We start from the raw sequence: 17,389 nt of genomic DNA, 5'->3' as shown, positions 1-17,389 counted from the left end.
GAACTCGCGGGGGTCGTCGAAAGAGGGCTCATGACGGCGCAGCTTGGCCACGGCGCCCCCCATGGCAAGGCGCCAGACCCCCGGATCCTAGCACCGGAGCCGCTCCCCGATCAGGCAGCCGATGCCGTAACCTTCCCCGCTCGATCGCGTCTGGCGCCCACCTCGTACTCCCTCGGAGGCCCAACTGCGCTGGATCCGCGGCACACCGGCGCCGCTCACTCGCCGCGAATTGCATCTCGGCGCCGTAATCGGTGTCATGCGGGTGGTGGCGGAGTTCGTCGAGACACTCAAACAGCTGTTTGAGAACCCCTACCTCCTCGCGGTCGGCCTGCTCGCAGGCTCCATCCTCGCGGCGTGGTTGGTCGAGCTCGTCATCGCGCGGACCCTCGTCGCCGCCGCCGCTCGGACCAAGACCGACGTCGACGACGCGATCGTCGAAATCCTGCGCCGCCCGGTGTTCTTGAGCATCGTCTTCTTCGGCCTGGATCAAGCGGCCAAGAAGCTCCCGCTGGCCGAGAACTTCGCCCACCCCATCGACGCGGCCCTCGAGACCATCGTGATCATCATCTGGTCCATGGCCGTGGTCCGCGTGGGCAACGTCCTACTCCAGAGCCTCAGCGCCCGGTCCCGGCCGCGCTCGGTGCTCCAGCCGACGACCCTCCCCGTCTTCGACATCTTCCTCAAGACGATGGTCACCGGGGCGGCGCTCTACTTCGTGTTCCTGGCCTGGAAGATCGATCTGACCGCGTGGCTAGCCTCGGCCGGCATCATCGGCGTCGCGGTCGGCTTCGCGGCCAAGGACACCCTCGCCAACCTCTTCTCCGGCATCTTCATCATCGCCGACGGCAGCTACAAGGTGAAGGACTGGATCGTCCTCGACAACGAGCTGCGCGGCGAGGTCACGCGCATCGGCATCCGCAGCACGCGGATCCTGACCCCCGACGACGTCGAGATCAACGTGCCCAACGCGGTCATCGGCAACGCCCAGCTCATCAACGAGAGCGGCGGCCCCTACCCGCGCCAGCGCGTCCGCATCCTCGCCTCCGTCGCCTACGGCAGCGACGTCGACAAGGCCCGCGAGGTCCTCCTCAGCGTGACCGAGGACGCCCCCCACATCCTCGCCCACCCGGCCCCCGCCGCCCGCTTCATGGCCATGGGCGACTCGGGCCTGCACTTCGAGCTGTGGGTGTGGATCAACGAGCCGGCGATGCGCGAGCAGGTCATCGACGACCTGACCACGCGGGTCTACAAGGCCCTCAACGCCGCGCGCATCGAGATTCCCTTCCCCAAGCACGACGTCTACATCCGCCAGATGCCCGGCGCGATGCCCGTGCCTCGGCAGCCGCCGCCGGGCTGAAGGGAGCGCCGGGGCCCTCGCCCCTCACTCGGGCGAGACGCGGATCAGCACCGAGTCCGAGCTGGCCACGCCCGCGATCAGCAGGCCCACGGCCGCCCCGACCACGACCACGGCCGCGCCGGCGATCAGCCCGGTCCGCACCTTCGGCGACATCGGCACGCGCCGCCGCGGCTTGGCCCCCGCCGCGATCGCGTCGAGGTGCTCGGCCCACAGCACGCCGAGGAGGTCCGGGTCGCTCGCGGCCGCCATCGCCCGCACGCCTAGCTCGCGGTCGAGCAGGCAATCACGGGTGAACAGCACGGGCTCGGCCCGGTTGGGCAAGCTGCCGATGGTGATCACCAGGTCGTCCCGGCCCTCGCCGCACACGACCTTGGCCGGGGACGAGCCCACCCGAAGCCGGCGGAGGTCGGCCCGCGGCGCGGGCGAGGCCCGGACGCCGGCCTCGAGGGTGTCGAGGAGCGCGAGGTCTTCCTGGGTCCCGTAGAGCTCGGGGGCCAGCCCCACGGACACGTAGACGGTCTCGGCCGAAGACGCGGACAGCTGCGCGGTCGCGAGGGAGGGAGCCGGCGGCTCGGGGACCGCTTCGGGGCTCGTCGCGGCTTCCGGCGAGGGGACTGCTTCTGCTTCTGCTACGGGCTCGGCTTCGGCTTCGGGAGACGGCGGCGCATCGGGGGCCTGCACGTCGACGAATTGCCCCTCCCGCCAGTGCTGCCCGGCCGGGGTCGGCCCGACTTCGGGGTTGGCTTCAAAGTGGACCCAAGCCGTCGGCGAGGGGCCGACGCAAAGCCCAAAGGCGAGCGCCGCGCTGAGCACCGGGGAGCTCACCGACGAGTGTGCAGGCGGTTGATCGCCCAGACCTCGCGGGCGCGCAGGCCCGTCGTGAACTGAATCCCGCACACGTTCGGCGAGCCTCGATCCACCCAGCGGACCTCGCCCTCGGCCTTGACCGGCTCGGCCAGCAGCGGAAGCTTGAAGCTCAGCGGAAAGCGCTCACCGATCTTCGGGAGGGCGCTGTCATCATCGATGCGCAGGCGCATCCCCCCGGCGCTGACGTCTTCGCTCGGCCAGACCGAGACGGTCCCGTCACGATCGACTTGCACCACGACCTCGAGGTCGAAGCGCTGGTTGTCACGGCGTTCGCTCGGATCGCCGGCGCCCTGGATCGACATGACTGCAGTCTACACTACAAAGCCCCAGATGCGCCCCGGCATCGCGACCCAAAGCGAAGCGAGGGCGCGCGATCCCGCAGGGCCGCGGACATGCGCGGACGCGCACGAGAGTCCGTGGACGAACGACCAGGACGAATCCATGGCAGCGGGGACAACGAGCGCATCGGCGGAGGGTCCGTGGGACCGCGGGCCGGCCTCGCCCTGCCTCCCCCAAGCATCCGGGTGTCGCCCAGGTGGGCCCGAGCGCGATCGAGTCCGATCGGTCTACGACGCGTTTTGGGGCCGCGCGCTCACTTTTTGGCCTCGCGCCAGGCCGCCTGCTCCTCGGCGAGCTCGGGGATGTCCGGCCCCTCGTCGCCCCGGGCCGGACGTCGCCGATCGGTGAACCAGGTCCGGTAGTAGCGCATCTTGATCGCCTGGCCGTCCGGCGCCCGGCGGTCGCAGGTCTGGGCCTCCTCGCTGTCCGCCGGCGCACCCCAGCGCACCTCGGGACAGTCGTTGGGGTTGTAGGCCTGCTCGAAGGCTCCCGCCCGGGCCACGACCTCGTCGAGGCCGAGGGTCCACTCGCTGCCGTCGGAGCGGACGTAGGTGATGTCGTACTTTGGATCGGCGAGGAGATCCGCGCGCTGCTCCTCGAGGTAGCGCAGAGCCTGCGCGAAGCGCTCGGGGTCGCCCTCGGGGTCGAGCCCGAACGCGGCCGGGTTGCGCTCGACCTTGTCCTTGAAGCCGAGCACCACGTCCATGGCGATGAGCAAGCGCAGGTCCCGGGCCGGGGTCGAGTAGTTTTCCCACGGCCCCGAGGTCTCGAACACCGCGTGGCCCCAGGGCATCTCGACCAGGTCCTCGGGGTTGTCCTCGTGCCAGGCCACGCCGTTGGCGACCGAGGTCACCCGGACCCGCACGGCCTCGGCCAGGGCCGCGACCAGCTCGGCCTGGGCCTCGAAGGGGCTGCGCTCGCCCGGGGTGATCAGCCGCTCCATGAGGTCGTAAAACTCGAGCGGGCTGAGCTCGCGCTGCATGTCCGAGACGTCGCCGTAGCTGCGCATCTGCGCGATGGTCTCGTCGGTGATCTGGACCAGGGTCTCGCTGCCCGGCTCGCCGACCACGGTCAGCGGACGGAAGGCCTTGAAGCCGCTCCCGCCCAGGCTCTCGTCGTCCTGGTTCCACAGGAAGTTGCCCTCCCAAAAGCGCTTGCGGGTGATCGAGCCGTCGGGCTGGCCGTCGACGGCGAACAGGATGCCCGGGCGGCTACCCCGGGGCGCGACGAGCTCGGCGAGCACCAGGATGTGGCCATAAGGATCGGCGTAGACCGTGCCCGGCCGCAGCCCCCGGGCGTCGAGCTTCACCGGGTACAGATCCGAGCTCGAGTCGCCGTAGGCGCAGCGGCCGTTGCCGGTGTGCACCCCCCAGCCGATGCTGCGCCGGAAGAAGTACTCGACGATCTCGTTGGTCTCCGGGACCGTCGCCTTGTCGTGGAGGGGATCGACGACCTCGCCCGCGGCCTCGGCCTCGGCGTGGGCGCTGAGCTCGTCCTCCGTGTACCAGTAGACCCGGCGATCGGCGGGGTCGAGGTTGGTGCGCAGGTCAAAGCAGACCGGCGGCTTGCCCCGGCCGCGCGAGCACTTGCGAAAGCCGAAGGGCAGCCCGCGCTTGTAGGCGTAGTAGGCCCGCAGAAAATAGGGCGTGTCGGCGCAGTCCGGGACCAGCTCCATGCCCACCTTGGGGTCGTCCTCGCCCCGGCCAAAGAAGTCGTGGAGCACGTTGCGCTGGGGATCGGAGGTGACCTCGCTCAGCGCCTTCCAGGCCAGGTCCTGGTCCGGATCGCCGTGAAAGAGCTCGCGCACCCAGGCGCTGTAGAGCGCCTCCTCCGAGGCCGTCCACGCCCGATCGTTGCCCCACACCTGGGAAAAATCGAAGTCTTCCTTGTCCTCGTAGGGCGAGCTGCGCACGTTGTAGCTCAGGCAGCGCAGGCCCTCGCCGTCCCGACCGACGATGACCTGCACCCGGCCCGTGCTCGGCGGGACGAAGCGCACCCGCGTCGACACGGGCATGCCGAGGCGGTGCACGGCCTCGGTCTCGAGCTCGACGGGCTGGCCGTCCACCTCGACGCGCACGGCCAGGGCCGAGCCGCCGTCGAGGGTCGCCGTCAACACCTCGGAGGGCCGGCCGACCGCGGGCCGACGCGGAGACATCAAGATGCCCACGTCGCGGTCGAGCTTGCCGCGCGCGGGGCAGGTGCCGGCGTCCTCGGCCGTCGGCGGCGCGGGGGGAGGCTCGGCCTCGCGCTCGAAGCTCGCCATGAACGCGGCCAGGCCTGGGCCCGCGTCCTCCAGTGCAGCACCCTCCCCTGCTCCGGCGGCGGCCGCTTCGGGAGCGCGCGCCGAGCCGTTCTCGTCGAGGGTCGACGCGGCCGGCGCTTCGCGGGTCGACGAGCACCCGCTCGCCAACACGGCCAAGCCCAACACCAATCCCAACCGCGCCGAGGTCCGCCCGCCCATCCCATGAGGCATACCGGGCCTGACCCCGCCTTGCCAAGGGGTCGCCCTGCCGAGCTCGGTGAGCCCGGTGAGCCCAGTGAGTCCGTAACCTCCGCGACGCAAGTCGAGCACCACCTGCGCGACGCGAGAGCCCGCGCACTCATTCCCGCCCGAGCCGAGAGCCATCGCCGCCGCCACGGGCCCCCTGCCCGTGTTACCCCTCGGGCGATGCGTATTTTGATCGCCGACAAGTTCCACCCCCGCGGCATCGAGCGGCTCAGCGAGCTCGGCCACGAGGTCCTGTCCGAGCCCAGCCTCAGCGCCGGCGATCTCCCCGAGACCCTGGCCGCCAAGCGCCCCGAGATCCTGATCGTGCGCTCGACCAAGGTCACGGCCACCTCCTTCGAGGCCGCCGAGGGCCTGGCCCTCGTCATCCGCGCGGGCGCGGGCGTCAACACCATCGACCTCGAGGCCGCCAGCCGCCTGGGCATCTTCGTGGCCAACTGCCCGGGCAAGAACGCCATCGCCGTCGCCGAGCTGACCATGGGCCTGATGCTCGCCCTCGACCGGCGCATCCCCGACGCCAACGCCGACCTGCGCGCGGGCGTGTGGAACAAAAAGAAGTACGGCACCGGCCGCGGCCTCTACGGTCGCCGCCTGGGCCTGGTCGGCTTCGGGTCCATCGCCCGCGAGGTCGCCACCCGGGCCCTCGCCTTCGGCATGCAGGTCCGGGCCTACTCGCCCACGCTCACGGCCGAGCGCGCCGACGCCTACGACGTCGAGGTCGCGCCCAGCCTCGACGCCCTGCTCGGCGACAGCGACGTGGTCAGCGTGCACGTGCCCTACCGCGAGAGCACCCGCCACCTCATCGGCGCGCCTCAGCTCGCGCTCATGCCCGAGGGCGCCGTGCTCGTCCACACCGCGCGCGGGGGCGTCGTCGACGACCGGGCCCTCAGCGAAGCCGTGGCCGCTGGCCGCATCCGCGCCGGCCTCGACGTCTACGAGGACGAGCCCAGCGGCGGCAAGGCCGAGTTCAACCTCGAGCTGCGCAAGCTCGAGGGCGTCTACGGCACCCCGCACATCGGCGCCTCGACCCAGCAAGCCGCCGAGGCCATCGCCGCCGAGGCCATCCGCATCGTGACTAGCTTCGCCGATCGCGGCGTCGTGCCCAACACCGTCAACCTCGACGACCACGGCCCCGCCCGCCACACCCTCGTCGTCCGCCACCACGACCGCGTGGGCGTGCTGGCCAGCATCCTCGACGCCCTGCGCAAGCACCAGCTCAACGTCCAGGACATGCACAACGTGGTGTTCAAGGGGGCCGAGGGCGCCGCGTCGGCGACCATCGCCGTCGAGAACGAGCCCAGCGCCGACCTGCTCGACGACATCCGGGCCCACGCGGACGTGCTCGGCGTGGACCTGCGGACCGCTCGCTGAGCCCTGCTCTGCCCCCACGGCTAAAACAGACAGAGGGTTGGCCAAATTCGTTTTGGCCGACCCTCTGACCGCTCAACGCCAGGGCTCGGCGCCGATGTCTGGTGGCCGCATCGACGCGCGGAAGGTCCCGAGCTCCGTGGCGATCTTCTCGCCGACCTCCCAGCCCCACAGGCCCCAGTGCAGGCCGCCCAGCAGCCCGAGCTCCCAGCCCGCGAACCACAGATCCGAGTGGATCGTCGAGCGGCAGCGGTGGTCGGTGGCGGGCATGGGCTCGGGCCACTCCAGCCGGGGCTCGAGGAGGGCGTCGACCTCGGGGAGGAAGGCTCCGAGCCCGTGGCGAAAGCCCGTGGCGAGCACGGCGAGGTCCGCCGGGAGCTCGCCGCCGCTGTCCAGGCCGACGCCGTCTGCGGTGAAGCCCGCGACGTGGCCGCGCCGGACCTCGATCGCGCCGCTGCGGATCGCCGCGATCGCCCCGACGTCCATGACCCCGATGCGCCCCGCGACCATCCCCTCTTCGCTCGGCCCGCGCTCGGGCGGGTGGATCCCGAAGGCGCGCAGATCCTGACTGAACAGGCGCGTCATCTTGTCGAAGGCGCGCAACTTGTCCCAGTACGCGTCCGAGCCCCAGGTGATCGGGTGGGCGCGGCGGACCTGCTTGGGGCCCGCCATGCCGAACAGCTTGGCGAACTGGATCATCCGCGTCATCGCGCCGAGCTTCATGAAGTGACGCGGGCCCTTGACCAGCAAGGTCACCGAGCTCGCGCCTCCTTGGGCGAGGTCCAGGGCGATCTCGGCCGCCGAGTTCCCGCTGCCCACGACCACCGCCCGCTTGCCCGCGTAGGGCTTGGCGTTGCGGTAGGCCCGGCTGTGGGTCACGACGCCGGTGAAGTCTTTGCGACCGGCGAGCTCGGGCTCCCAGGGCACGCGCAGCGCACCCGTGGCGACGACGAGGTGGCGCGCGAGGTGCTCGCCCTTGGCGCTGACGATCCGCCAGGGGTGGCGCTCGCTTCCGTCTCGACTCAGCTGCGTGACGGGGGTCTGGGTCCAGATGTGGGGCGTCAGCGCGTGGTGCTCGGCGTAGGCCCCGAGGTAGCGCAGGACCTCCGCGCGCGCCTTGAACATCGGAAAGCTGGCGCCCAAACCTCCGTCTGCGGGCAGGTCGTGCCAGGGAGAGTGCAGGTGAATCCGGTCGTAGTTGCCGGTCCAAAAGTGGCCTGGGCCTCCGCCGGCCTCGAACACGGCGAAGCTTGGGGTGGCGTAGGTCTTCAGGGCCGCGGCGGTGGCGAGGCCGCAAAAGCCAGCGCCCACGACCGCGACATCGAGCGGCTCGTTCACGCGGGCCAGGGTAGTCGGGTTTCCATTCTCGCGGCATTCGAAGGTGCGAACGGAGCTCGAGGCACGCCCCGCCCCCTCGACACGGGGCGCTGTGTGGCCTCCCAACGCTGATTTCTGCCGTCTCTCTGCCAATCTGCTAGAGCGTCTCGGTGACCGACCCCGCCGACGCCCCCGCCGGACTGGCCCTCGTCGCCCACGGCTCTCCAGACCCAGACTGGCGCCGCCCCCTCGAGGCCCTGGCCACGCAGCTCGCCGAGCGCCTGGGCTGCGAGCGCGTGGCCCTGGCCTATCTCGCCCACGAGCCGCACCTCGACGACGCCATCGCCACCCTGGCCGAGGCCGGCTCGACCCGGGTGCGGGTGATCGCGGCCCTGCTCTCGCCCGGAGGCAAGCACGTCAAGCGCGACATCCCGGCGACCGTCGAGGCCGCCCAGGCCCGCTTCCCCGCGCTGCGCATCGAGCTCGCGCCGGGGGCCCTGGGCGACGACCCGCGGGTCATCGAAGCCCTCGCCGCCGCGGCCCTCGACCGACTCTAGCAGTCGCCCACCCCGGCCGCGCCGGGACCCATGATCCACGAAAGCGTCGTCCACGGACTCAGCTGGCGTTGAACCCGTGGGCGGCTGCCTTTCTCGGTAGGGCATCGGAGAAGTCATCGCGGCTCCTCGCGCCGTGGATTTTCGTCGAGATCGCGGAGCCAAAGCGCCGCTGTGGTGGATCCCACCGCAAGTTTTGGCGACAAAGAGCTCGGCGAAAAGACCAAGCGAGGTGTCGTGAGGACTTCTCCGATGTCCTGCTAGCCTTTAGTCCTCGACCGGCTCGGACCCGTCCACCGCGTAGTCGGGCCGGGGCGAGTCGACCTTGCCGCGCTGCCACAGCCGCTCTTCGATGGCGAGCATCAAGCCGCGGGTGCTCCGGCGGTCCTGGGCGCTGATCTGGAAGCTGCCCTGCTTTTGCTCCTCCGGCGGCAAGATCAGCTCCGGCGGCAGCAGGTCGCACTTGTTGTAGACCATGAAGCGCTCGACCCCGCCGGCCCCGAGGTCCCCGAGGATCTTCTCCACGGTGCGGATCTGCTGGGTGTTGTCCGGGTCCGTGGCGTCGACGACGTGCAGCAGCAGGTCGGCCTCGGCGACCTCCTCGAGGGTGGCCGAGAAGGCCTGCATCAGCGCGGGCGGCAGCTCGCGGATGAAGCCCACGGTGTCGAGCATGACGACCTCGCGCTCGTCGGGGAAGCGGACCCGGCGGACGGTGGGGTCCAGCGTTGCGAACAGCTTGTTCTCGGCGATGACCTCGGACTCGGTCACGGTGTTGAGCAGCGTGCTCTTCCCGGCGTTGGTGTAGCCGACGATCGCGACCACGGGCACGTCGCTGCGCCGCCGCCTGGCGCGTCGCTGGTCGCGTTGGCGCTGGAGCTTCTGGAGCCGCTTCTCGAGCTCGTTGATGCGCTTTTGAGCCCGGCGGCGATCGACCTCGAGCTTGCTCTCACCCGGGCCGCGCCCGCCGATGCCGCCGCCGAGGCGCGACATCATCGTGCCCTTGCCGATCATCCGCGGCAGGCGGTAGCGAAGCTGCGCGAGCTCGACCTGCAGCTTGCCGTCGCTGCTGCGCGCGTGCTGGGCGAAGATATCGAGGATCAGCATGGTCCGATCGATGACGCCCAGGTCCGTCGAGTCGGCGATCACCCGGGCCTGCGAGGCGCTCAGCTCCGGGTCGCAGATCAACAGCTCGACGTCCTGCTCGAGGGCGCTGATCAACACCTCGCGCAGCTTGCCCGAGCCCAGGAAGGTGCGCGGGTCGGGGTAGCGGCGGCGCTGGCAGACCAGCTCGACCAGGTCGACCCCGGCGGTCCGACACAGCTCGCGCAGCTCGGCCTGGCGGGCCTCGATGCCGCCCTCGCGGTTCATCTGATCGGTGTGCACCTGGAGGACCATGGCCCGGGTCCCGGTGCCCGCGGCCTTGGTCTGGGCCGTCGCCGCGACCAGCAGGCCCTCGAGCTCGCGGATGAAGGCGGTGAAGTCCGAGGGCAGGTCCGGGCGCGGGTGCGCCTCGCGGTTGCGGCCGCCTGCGTCCGGGGACAAGAGCGCGACCGGGGCCCGGTCGATGCGGCGGATCGCAAAGCCCTTGCCCTTTTCGCGCGCGGGCTCGAGGCAAGCGATGTCGACGTGCATCCCGCCCGGGCTGTCGTGCAGCGCCGCGACCATGTCGAGGCGCAGCTTGGCGAGGTCGGCGAGCTCCTCGCGATCGAGGGGGTCGGGGACGAGGTGGGTGAGCACCAGGCGGATGCCCCGAAGGCGGCCGTCCGCGCCGCGCACACGCTCGAACTCGGGGAGCTCGAGGCTGTGCGCGTCGCCGAGGATCACCCGGTTGACCCGGCCTCGGCGATCGAGGAACAGACCGATGCGCCGGTTGAGCTCGTGGGACAGGGCGAGCAGGTCGCGGGCCAGCGGCGCGCTGACGACCGCGTCGGCAGACACCCGCCGCTCACCCAGGCGCGCGAGGGTGCGGGCCTGGCTCGGCTTGAGGTTGGAGGTTTCGCCGAAAACGACGTCGCTCATGGGACACGCGAAACTGACCCCTACACCTCGCGTCCAGCCACGAGCTCCGGTCAGCGGCCGGAGTTGTGCGATCACTTGGGGCGAGGCGCAAGCTCAGCGCGCCAAAAGGCCCCCAAGCCCGCTGTGCGCGGTTCAGGGGCCTCTCGAGCGCAGCGTGAGCCGGCCCTCGCTGGCCGCGGGGAGCGGCCAGGAGCAGCACATCCGACTAATCGAGGACCTTGAGCGCGACCGCGAGGGCCTGCTGGGCCCGCCGCGCCGCGTCCGCCCGAGCCGACAGCTGCGACTCGAGCTCGCCCTGCTTGGTCTCGAGCTCGGCGAGGCGCTCCTCGGTCTCGGTGCGGAAGGCGTCCGCCTTGCCCGTGACCTCGGCCAGCTCGCCCTCGAGCGCTTGGATCTTCTCGCCCTTCGCCGCGACCTCACCCTCGAGCGTCTCGATGGTCTCGCCCTTCGACGCGACCGCGCCCTCGAGCGCTTCGATCGTCTCGCCCTTCGCCGCGATCTCGCCCTCGAGCGCTTCGATCGTCTCGCCCTTCGCCGCGACCTCGCCCTCGAGCGTCTCGATGGCCTCGCCCTTCGCCGCGATCTCGCCCTCGAGCTTCTCGCGCTCGGCCTTGGCCTCCTCGCCGGTCTTGTCGGCCTCGGTCTTGGCGGCCTCGAGCTGCGAGCGCATCCCGTCGGCGCGCTGCTCGTAAAAGGCAATCTCGTCGGTGTGCTCTTCGGCCTGCTCGCTGAGCTTGGTCTCGAGCTCCGCCACCTTGGCCTCCGCCGCCTCGAGCTTCTCCCCGAGCTCGCCCTCGGCCTTGGTCTTGGCCTCCTCGGACTCGGCGATCTTGGCCTCGAGCTCTGCGGCCTTGGCCTCGAGCTCTGCGGCCTTGGCCTCGAGCTCTGCAGCCTTGGCCTCCGCCGCCTCGAGCTTCTCGCCAAGCTCGGCGCCGCCGCTGTTGGCCTCGGCCAGCTCGGCAGCCAGGGCTTCGCGCGCTCCTTCGGCGCTCTCGGCCGCGCCCTTGGCCGCGCTCAGCTCGCCCTCGAGCTCGCCAATCCGGGCCTCGAGGCCCTCGATCTGGGTCGCCTGCTCGCCGCTGCTGGCCAACTTCTCGTCGGCCTCGTCGAGCTTGGCCTCGAGCTCCTTGGACTTTTTGAGCGCGGCGTCGAGGCGACCTTTGAGGCCCTCTTCCCGCTTGCGCGCGCTCTCGGCGTTGCGCGAGGCGGCCTCGGCCTCCTCCTGGGCGACGATGACTTGCTCTTCGAGCTCGAGGGTCTTGGCCTCGGCCTCGCCGACCTCGGCCTGGAGCGCGCGCGCGCGGTGCTTGGCGTCGAGGATGGCCCGCTCCTTGGACTCCAGCTCGTCGCGCAGCGCCAGCAGCTCGCGCTCTTTCTTGTTCAGCTCCGACTTGAGACGCAGGACCTCGCGTCGGGCCGAGCGCTTGGCCCCCGAGCTCTCGCGCTCGACGGGCTCCGGCGCGTCGGCGACCTCGGACACGGACACCTCCGCCACGGGCTCGAGATCGACGGAAATCTCGGGTTCTGGCTCGGGCTCGGGTTCCAGCTCGGGCTCGGGTCCCAGCTCCGGCTCGGGTTCCAGCTCCGGCTCCGGCTCCTCGACCTCCAGCGCGAGCTCGGGCTCCGGCTCCTCGACCTCCAGCTCGGGCTCCGGCTCCGGCTCCTCGACCTCCATGGCGGCCTCGGGCTCCGGCTCCTCGACCTCCATGGCGACCTCGGGCTCGTCCTCGTCGATGTCGAACTCGTCGTCGAGGTCGAACTCCGACACGAGCTCCTCGGCGTGATCTTCAGCGGGGGCGGGAGCAGCCTCGGCGGCCTCCGCCGCGACGGCGGCGTCGTCCTCGGCTGCGGCCTCTGCCTCGGCCTCCGCCGGCACCACCTCGTCCTCCGGCTCGATCTGGAAGTCGTCGTCGTCGTCGTCCTCGAAGGTCAACGCGTCGAAGGCCGCGTCGATGTCCGCGAGGGGCTCGGCGCCCGGCTCCGGCTCTTCTTCCGCCATCTCGATCTCGCCAAAGTCCCCGTCGAAGTCGGCCTCCTCGGCCGCCTCTTCGGCTGCCTCGGCCGCCCAGTCGACGGCGCCCTCGGACGCAGCCCCAGCCCCGCCCCCGTTGATGGGCTCGGACGGCAGGGGCAAGAGGGTGCGCACGGTCTCGAGCAGCGCGCTCGCGTTGACCGGCAGGCGCATGTACTCGTCCGCGCGAGTCTTGAGCTTCCCGTGCTGCGCGAACACGTCCTCGGTGACCTCCGAGGCGTACATGATCAGCGGGATGTCCTTGGTCTCGGCGTTGCGACGCAGCTTGTTGCACACCGAAAAGCCCGAGGCGCCGGGCAGCTCGACCCGCAGGAAGATGATGTCCGGCGTGGCGGCGCGGGCCATGTTCATGGCCTCGCTGGGCTCTTGCGAGTTCGTGAACTCCACACCAAAGGGAGTCAGCGAACCCTCGATCACACTTCGGGCGTCGGCGTCGGCGTCAATAATCAGCGCTGCGAACACGGGAGCCGAGATTATCCGCTCGCCGTGCAGTTCTCCAGTAGGATCTCGCGTCCCCGACTGATCGTGGGCCGATCATGGACCGATCGTGACGGGGCTGTGCCTGCGTCCACCAGGCTCGAAAGTTCAGGCCCCCGAGCGGGGCCTGGAAGGCTCAGCCTCCCAGACCCTCGCGCAGCGCAACGCCGAGGCTCAGCAGGCTCTCCGCGTCTGGGTCGTCCGCGCTCACTGGCGCCCCAGGGCGCAGCTCCCCAGCCTCGAAGGTCAGGCTGTGGAGGACGGCACCGTGCACGAACTCGACGCGCGCACGACCCTCGGCGTCGCGGCCGAGGTAGTAGGCCTCGCCCCTAAACACCTGTCGCGTGCCCCGAGCTTGAACGGAGCGCGCGAGGCTCTGGCTGTCGGCGACGATCCGCTCACCGGCCCGGTACCGAACCAAGGCCGTGGTCCCCGAGGGGTCGTCGCTGACCAGGGCGGTCCCGGGCGGCAGCGAGGACGAGCGCGCGACCTGAATGGCGAAGCCCTGCTCCTCGACCTCGGCCAGTCCGCGCTCGTCGGGCTCTGGCGCTTCTTTCTCGGGCTCGGCCGCTTCGGGTGAGGGAGCCGGCTGGGCCTCGCCCGCCTTCGTCGGCGCCGGCTCGTCGTCCGACTTGGCGCGGTGCGTCGGGACGCGCAGCGAGTTGGCCATGCCGCCGTCGACGTGGGCTTCGTCCCCGCCCACAACCATGAGCTCGTCGAGGGCGCCCGAGCGGACGCCGAAGAACAGGGCGACGGCAGCCGCCGCGGCCGGGACCATCAACATGGTGCCACGACCGAAGGCCTTGATGCGACCCACGATCGGCGCGAGCGCGCCACCTTCGCGGCTGCGCTCGGCGTCGACCGTGTCGAGGCCGGCCTGAACCCGGGCCGCGAGCCCCTCGGGCACGGGCTCGCGGTCGAGGCTGCGCAAGAGCGCGCGGACCTCCTGCTGCTCCTTCACGAAGGCCTGGTACTCGGGGTTGGCCGCGATCTCGGCCGCGACCCGCTCGTGCTCCCGCTCGTCGAGCTCACCGTCGACGAAGGGCTGCAGCGAGGGGATGAACTCTGCGCGCTCGGGGGCGCCTGGCTCGAGGGTCATCGCTCACACCTTCCCGTGCCTGTAGCCACGTCCGTGGCCGTGCCTTCGACGGTCTTCAATCCATTCATGCTTGTTTCCTCCGCTCGCGCCAACTCGCGAGCTCGACGGCGCCCCCCTTGGATTTGGGCGACTTGGTGTCGTCTTTTGGTGCTTCGACCATGCCGATCTCGACCGCGTGGTCGTAGAGCAGCTTGTGCAAGAGCTTTCGGCCGCGGTAGATGCGGCTCATGACCGTGCCGATGGGGCAGTCCATGACCTCGGCGATCTCCTTGTAGGAGAGGCCCTCGAGGTCGGCGAGGGTCACCGCGAGGCGGTAGTCCGGAGGCAGGGAGTCGAGCGCCTCGCGGATTCTCGCGGAGGTCACCCGGCTCGCCACGGCCTCTTCCGGCCCGGGAGGCTGGCTGGTCGAGTGGGCCACGGCGACCCCCGGGCCGAGGCTCCGCACCTGGGCGGAGACATCGTTTTGGAAGCTCCGCTTGCGGCCTCGGCGGTGGTAGCCGTTGATGAAGGTGTTGCGCAGGATGGTGAACATCCACGCTTTGATGTTCGTGCCCTGTTTGAAGGTGTCCCAGAAGCGGTAGGCCCGGACCATCGAGTCTTGAACGAGGTCCTCGGCCTCGGCGGGGTCACGGGTGAGGCGCATCGCGGCGCCGTACAGACTGTCGAGCAAGGGAAGAGCGGTTTGCTCGAACTCCCTCCGGGCGGTGGTTTCCATGTGGTGGTTCATTACCGGGGATCCCCGCGGCTCATTCCGAAGATTTTGGAGAAGATTCCCCCGCCAGGGCGGCGAGGCTCTCGCGTGTATAGCGCACTGCTGTCTCGACGCTCCGCCGGGACGCCTCGACATCCAGAGACAGCCCCGGAGCGAGCTCGACCAGATCCGCGCCGATCACGTCAAAGCTCGCGCCTACCCCGCGAATCACCGCTTCGACCTGCTCGGGGCGGAGCCCGCCGGGCTCTGGGGTGCCACAGGCCGCGGCCCAGTGCGCGTCGGTCCCGTCGATGTCATTGGACAGGTAGACTCGCGTGACACCGCGCGCGCGCAGGTGCTCGACGACGCGCGCGGCGAGCTCCCCCCCCGGGACGCCCTCGCACTCGTCGCCCCACAGCTGGCGGACGTCGAGATCGGCCTCCCAGTGCGAGCGGCCCCGGCCCGATGCGCGGATCCCGAGCTGGATCATCCGCTCGCCCCCACCCAGCGCGACGTTGGCGTGGTAGGCCCAGGTGGCGAAACACAGATCGATGCCCAGGCGGCTGGGCAGCAGGTCGGTGTGCGCGTCGAAGTGGACGATGCCGAGATCGAGGCGGCTCTCGGCGCTCTCGGCTTCCAACAGCGGCGCGAGCACCGGGCCGCTGACGGTGTGATCGCCGCCCAGGGTCATCAAGCGCAGACCCGGGACGGCCTCGAGCAGCAGCGCCCGCGCCCGCGCGGCCATGCCCATGGGCGAGACCATGAGCTGGCGCCGCCTCGCCTCGGGCAAGTCGGGCCACAGGGCGTCCTGGCAGCGGTGACGCTGGGACTCGGCGAGCATGGCCTCGTCGAGGAGCTGGGGGATGGAGAAGACGTCGCCGAGATCGACGACGGGCGCCTGGCCCAGGCCAGCCCGGATCGCCTCGGGGCCGCGCGCCGCCCCGCGCACGATCCCCGCCCCGGTGTCGCTGGGGATCGCCCACATCGCCACGGGGGTCGACTCCGCCCCCAGGCTGTCGAGGGCGCGGGCCAGGTGCGCTCGCCAGGGCTCCTCGGGGTTCCAGGACGGCCCGAGGTAGGCCGCCGTCTGGCGCGCGAGCTCGGCCCGGCCCGTGGACACGGCGTGGATGCCCTGGCCCGGCGGGCGCAGGTAGCGACTGAGCTCGTCGACGAGGGCGTCGCGGCCGAGGGAGCGGGGCGCCGGAGCGAAGGGTTGGCTCATCGCGCCCAGCATACGTGCTCTCGCGGCCCGCGATCCGCACGGACTTGTGGTCGATGCAGGCGTCGATATCCTCCGCGCTCATGAGCGCCACGCCCAAGTACGAGAGCCCGCTGTCGAGCCGCTACGCGACCAAGGCCATGCTGGCCAACTTCTCGGACCGCCGCCGGGCCCTGCTGTGGCGCGACCTGTGGATCGCCCTGGCCCGGGCCGAGTCCGCCCTGGGCCTGCCCGTGAGCCAGGCCCAGATCGAGGCCCTCGTCGCCGCCCGCGAGACCATCGACTTCGAGCGCGTCGCCGAGATCGAGGCCAGCTTGCGCCACGATGTCATGGCCCACGTCCACCACTTCGGCGACGTCGCCGGGCCCGAGGCCGCGAAGATCATCCACCTCGGCGCGACCAGCTGCTTCGTGACCGACAACGCCGAGCTGGTGATGATCCGCGAGGGCCTCGAGCTGCTCATGGACCGGCTCTACACCTGCCTGACCCAGCTGCGCAGCTTCGCCCAGACCTGGCGGGCCGAGCCCATCCAGGCCTACACCCACTTCCAGCCCGCGCAGCTGACCACCGTGGGCAAGCGCGCCTGCCTGTGGGCCCAGGACCTCGCCTTCGACCTCGAGACCCTCGAGCAGCTCGTCGCCCGACTGCCGATGCGCGGGGTCAAGGGCACCACGGGCACCCAGGCCTCCTTCCTGCAGCTGTTCACCAGCCACGACGACCCCAACGCGGCCATCCGCGAGCTCGACCGCCGGGTCTGCGAGGCCATGGGCTTCGACCGCTCGATCGCCGTCTCGGGCCAGACCTACACCCGCAAGATCGACACCTGGGTGGTCTCGGCCCTCGCCGACGTCGCCGGCTCGGCGGCCAAGTTCGCCAGCGACATGCGCCTGCTCGCCCACGAGCGCGAGCTCGAGGAGCCCTTCGGCAAAAAGCAGATCGGCTCCTCGGCCATGGCCTACAAGCGCAACCCCATGCGGAGCGAGCGAATCAACGCCCTCGCCCGCTTCGTCCACTCCCTCGCGACCAGCCCCCGGGAGACCCACGGCAACCAGTGGCTCGAGCGGACCCTCGACGACAGCGCCAACCGGCGCCTGGTCATCACCGAGGCCTTCCTGGCCACCGACGCCATCTTGAACCTGGTCGTCGACGTGACCGCGGGCATCGTCGTCAACCCGGCGATGCTGGCCAAGAACATGGCCGACGAGCTGCCCTTCATGGCCACGGAGAACGTGCTGATGCGCGCCGTCGAGGCCGGGGGCGACCGCCAGGCCCTGCACGAGACCATCCGCCAGCTGAGCATCGCCGCCGCCGGCGAGCTCAAGGCCGGGCGCGGCAACGACCTGATGGCGCGGATGCAAGAGGACCCCGAGCTGGGCCCCCACGTCGACGCCGGAGCCCTCGACGCCAGCCGCTACGTCGGCCGCTCCCCCGCTCAAGTCGACGACTACCTCGCCGAGCTCGACGGCCTGCTCGAACGTCACGCCCACCGCGAGGGTCGCTTCCAGGCCCGCGTGCGCGTGTGATCCCGGCCCCGCAGCCCGCCC

13 protein-coding genes are annotated in these 17,389 nt (G+C 71.0%); 4 read left to right on the top strand and 9 right to left on the bottom strand.

What is annotated here, in order from left to right; translation table 11 throughout:
• Window positions 1-256 precede the first annotated feature (256 nt).
• Window positions 257-1,357 carry a mechanosensitive ion channel family protein gene (locus tag PPSIR1_RS13380; RefSeq protein WP_006971609.1) on the top strand — a complete coding sequence of 367 codons (1,101 nt, stop codon included), beginning with the start codon at window positions 257-259 and terminating at the stop codon, window positions 1,355-1,357.
• 24 nt (window positions 1,358-1,381) lie between these two features.
• Here PPSIR1_RS13380 and PPSIR1_RS13375 read toward each other — a convergent pair whose 3' ends face one another.
• The 3 genes from PPSIR1_RS13375 to PPSIR1_RS13365 all read right to left on the bottom strand — a co-directional run bounded on the left by PPSIR1_RS13375 (window position 1,382) and on the right by PPSIR1_RS13365 (window position 4,976).
• A complete protein-coding gene (locus PPSIR1_RS13375; RefSeq protein ID WP_006971608.1) occupies window positions 1,382-2,182 on the bottom strand; it encodes a hypothetical protein in 801 nt (266 codons plus the stop codon).
• Entirely contained in the window at window positions 2,179-2,526 is a 348-nt protein-coding gene (locus PPSIR1_RS13370) for a PilZ domain-containing protein (RefSeq protein WP_006971607.1), read from the bottom strand. The genes PPSIR1_RS13375 and PPSIR1_RS13370 overlap by 4 nt, the downstream gene beginning before the upstream one ends.
• Window positions 2,527-2,816: 290 nt before the next feature.
• Window positions 2,817-4,976 (bottom strand): hypothetical protein, encoded by a 2,160-nt coding sequence (locus tag PPSIR1_RS13365; protein WP_476704292.1) that lies wholly within the window; start codon window positions 4,974-4,976, stop codon window positions 2,817-2,819.
• 255 nt (window positions 4,977-5,231) lie between these two features.
• Between PPSIR1_RS13365 and PPSIR1_RS13360 the strand changes: the two genes are divergently transcribed.
• Window positions 5,232-6,440, top strand: a complete 1,209-nt coding sequence (locus PPSIR1_RS13360; protein WP_045115937.1) for a phosphoglycerate dehydrogenase — start codon at window positions 5,232-5,234, stop codon at window positions 6,438-6,440.
• A 72-nt stretch (window positions 6,441-6,512) separates the two neighbouring features.
• Here PPSIR1_RS13360 and PPSIR1_RS13355 read toward each other — a convergent pair whose 3' ends face one another.
• Window positions 6,513-7,775, bottom strand: a complete 1,263-nt coding sequence (locus tag PPSIR1_RS13355) for a flavin-containing monooxygenase (protein WP_006971604.1) — start codon at window positions 7,773-7,775, stop codon at window positions 6,513-6,515.
• A 149-nt stretch (window positions 7,776-7,924) separates the two neighbouring features.
• Between PPSIR1_RS13355 and PPSIR1_RS13350 the strand changes: the two genes are divergently transcribed.
• A complete protein-coding gene (locus PPSIR1_RS13350) occupies window positions 7,925-8,311 on the top strand; it encodes a sirohydrochlorin chelatase (protein ID WP_006971603.1) in 387 nt (128 codons plus the stop codon).
• 264 nt (window positions 8,312-8,575) lie between these two features.
• Here the strand turns inward: PPSIR1_RS13350 and hflX are convergent, their stop codons facing one another.
• The 5 genes from hflX to PPSIR1_RS13325 all read right to left on the bottom strand — a co-directional run bounded on the left by hflX (window position 8,576) and on the right by PPSIR1_RS13325 (window position 15,848).
• Window positions 8,576-10,327: a GTPase HflX gene (gene hflX, locus PPSIR1_RS13345; protein WP_006971602.1), complete on the bottom strand. Its 1,752-nt coding sequence runs from the start codon at window positions 10,325-10,327 to the stop codon at window positions 8,576-8,578.
• A 205-nt stretch (window positions 10,328-10,532) separates the two neighbouring features.
• Window positions 10,533-12,821 carry a response regulator gene (locus tag PPSIR1_RS49290; RefSeq protein ID WP_086001293.1) on the bottom strand — a complete coding sequence of 763 codons (2,289 nt, stop codon included), beginning with the start codon at window positions 12,819-12,821 and terminating at the stop codon, window positions 10,533-10,535.
• 151 nt (window positions 12,822-12,972) lie between these two features.
• A complete protein-coding gene (locus PPSIR1_RS13335) occupies window positions 12,973-13,935 on the bottom strand; it encodes an anti-sigma factor family protein (protein WP_006971600.1) in 963 nt (320 codons plus the stop codon).
• 64 nt (window positions 13,936-13,999) lie between these two features.
• Window positions 14,000-14,578: a sigma-70 family RNA polymerase sigma factor gene (locus PPSIR1_RS13330; RefSeq protein WP_232296475.1), complete on the bottom strand. Its 579-nt coding sequence runs from the start codon at window positions 14,576-14,578 to the stop codon at window positions 14,000-14,002.
• 103 nt (window positions 14,579-14,681) lie between these two features.
• Window positions 14,682-15,848, bottom strand: coding sequence for an arginase family protein (locus PPSIR1_RS13325; RefSeq protein ID WP_045115949.1), 1,167 nt, complete (start codon window positions 15,846-15,848; stop codon window positions 14,682-14,684).
• Between the two features lie 80 nt (window positions 15,849-15,928).
• Between PPSIR1_RS13325 and purB the strand changes: the two genes are divergently transcribed.
• Window positions 15,929-17,368: an adenylosuccinate lyase gene (gene purB, locus PPSIR1_RS13320; protein ID WP_006971597.1), complete on the top strand. Its 1,440-nt coding sequence runs from the start codon at window positions 15,929-15,931 to the stop codon at window positions 17,366-17,368.
• The last annotated feature ends 21 nt before the right edge of the window (window positions 17,369-17,389 follow it).

The organism is Plesiocystis pacifica SIR-1, assembly GCF_000170895.1.
GTDB lineage: Bacteria > Myxococcota_A > Polyangia > Nannocystales > Nannocystaceae > Plesiocystis > Plesiocystis pacifica.
This window is presented reverse-complemented; position numbering and strand designations above follow the sequence as displayed.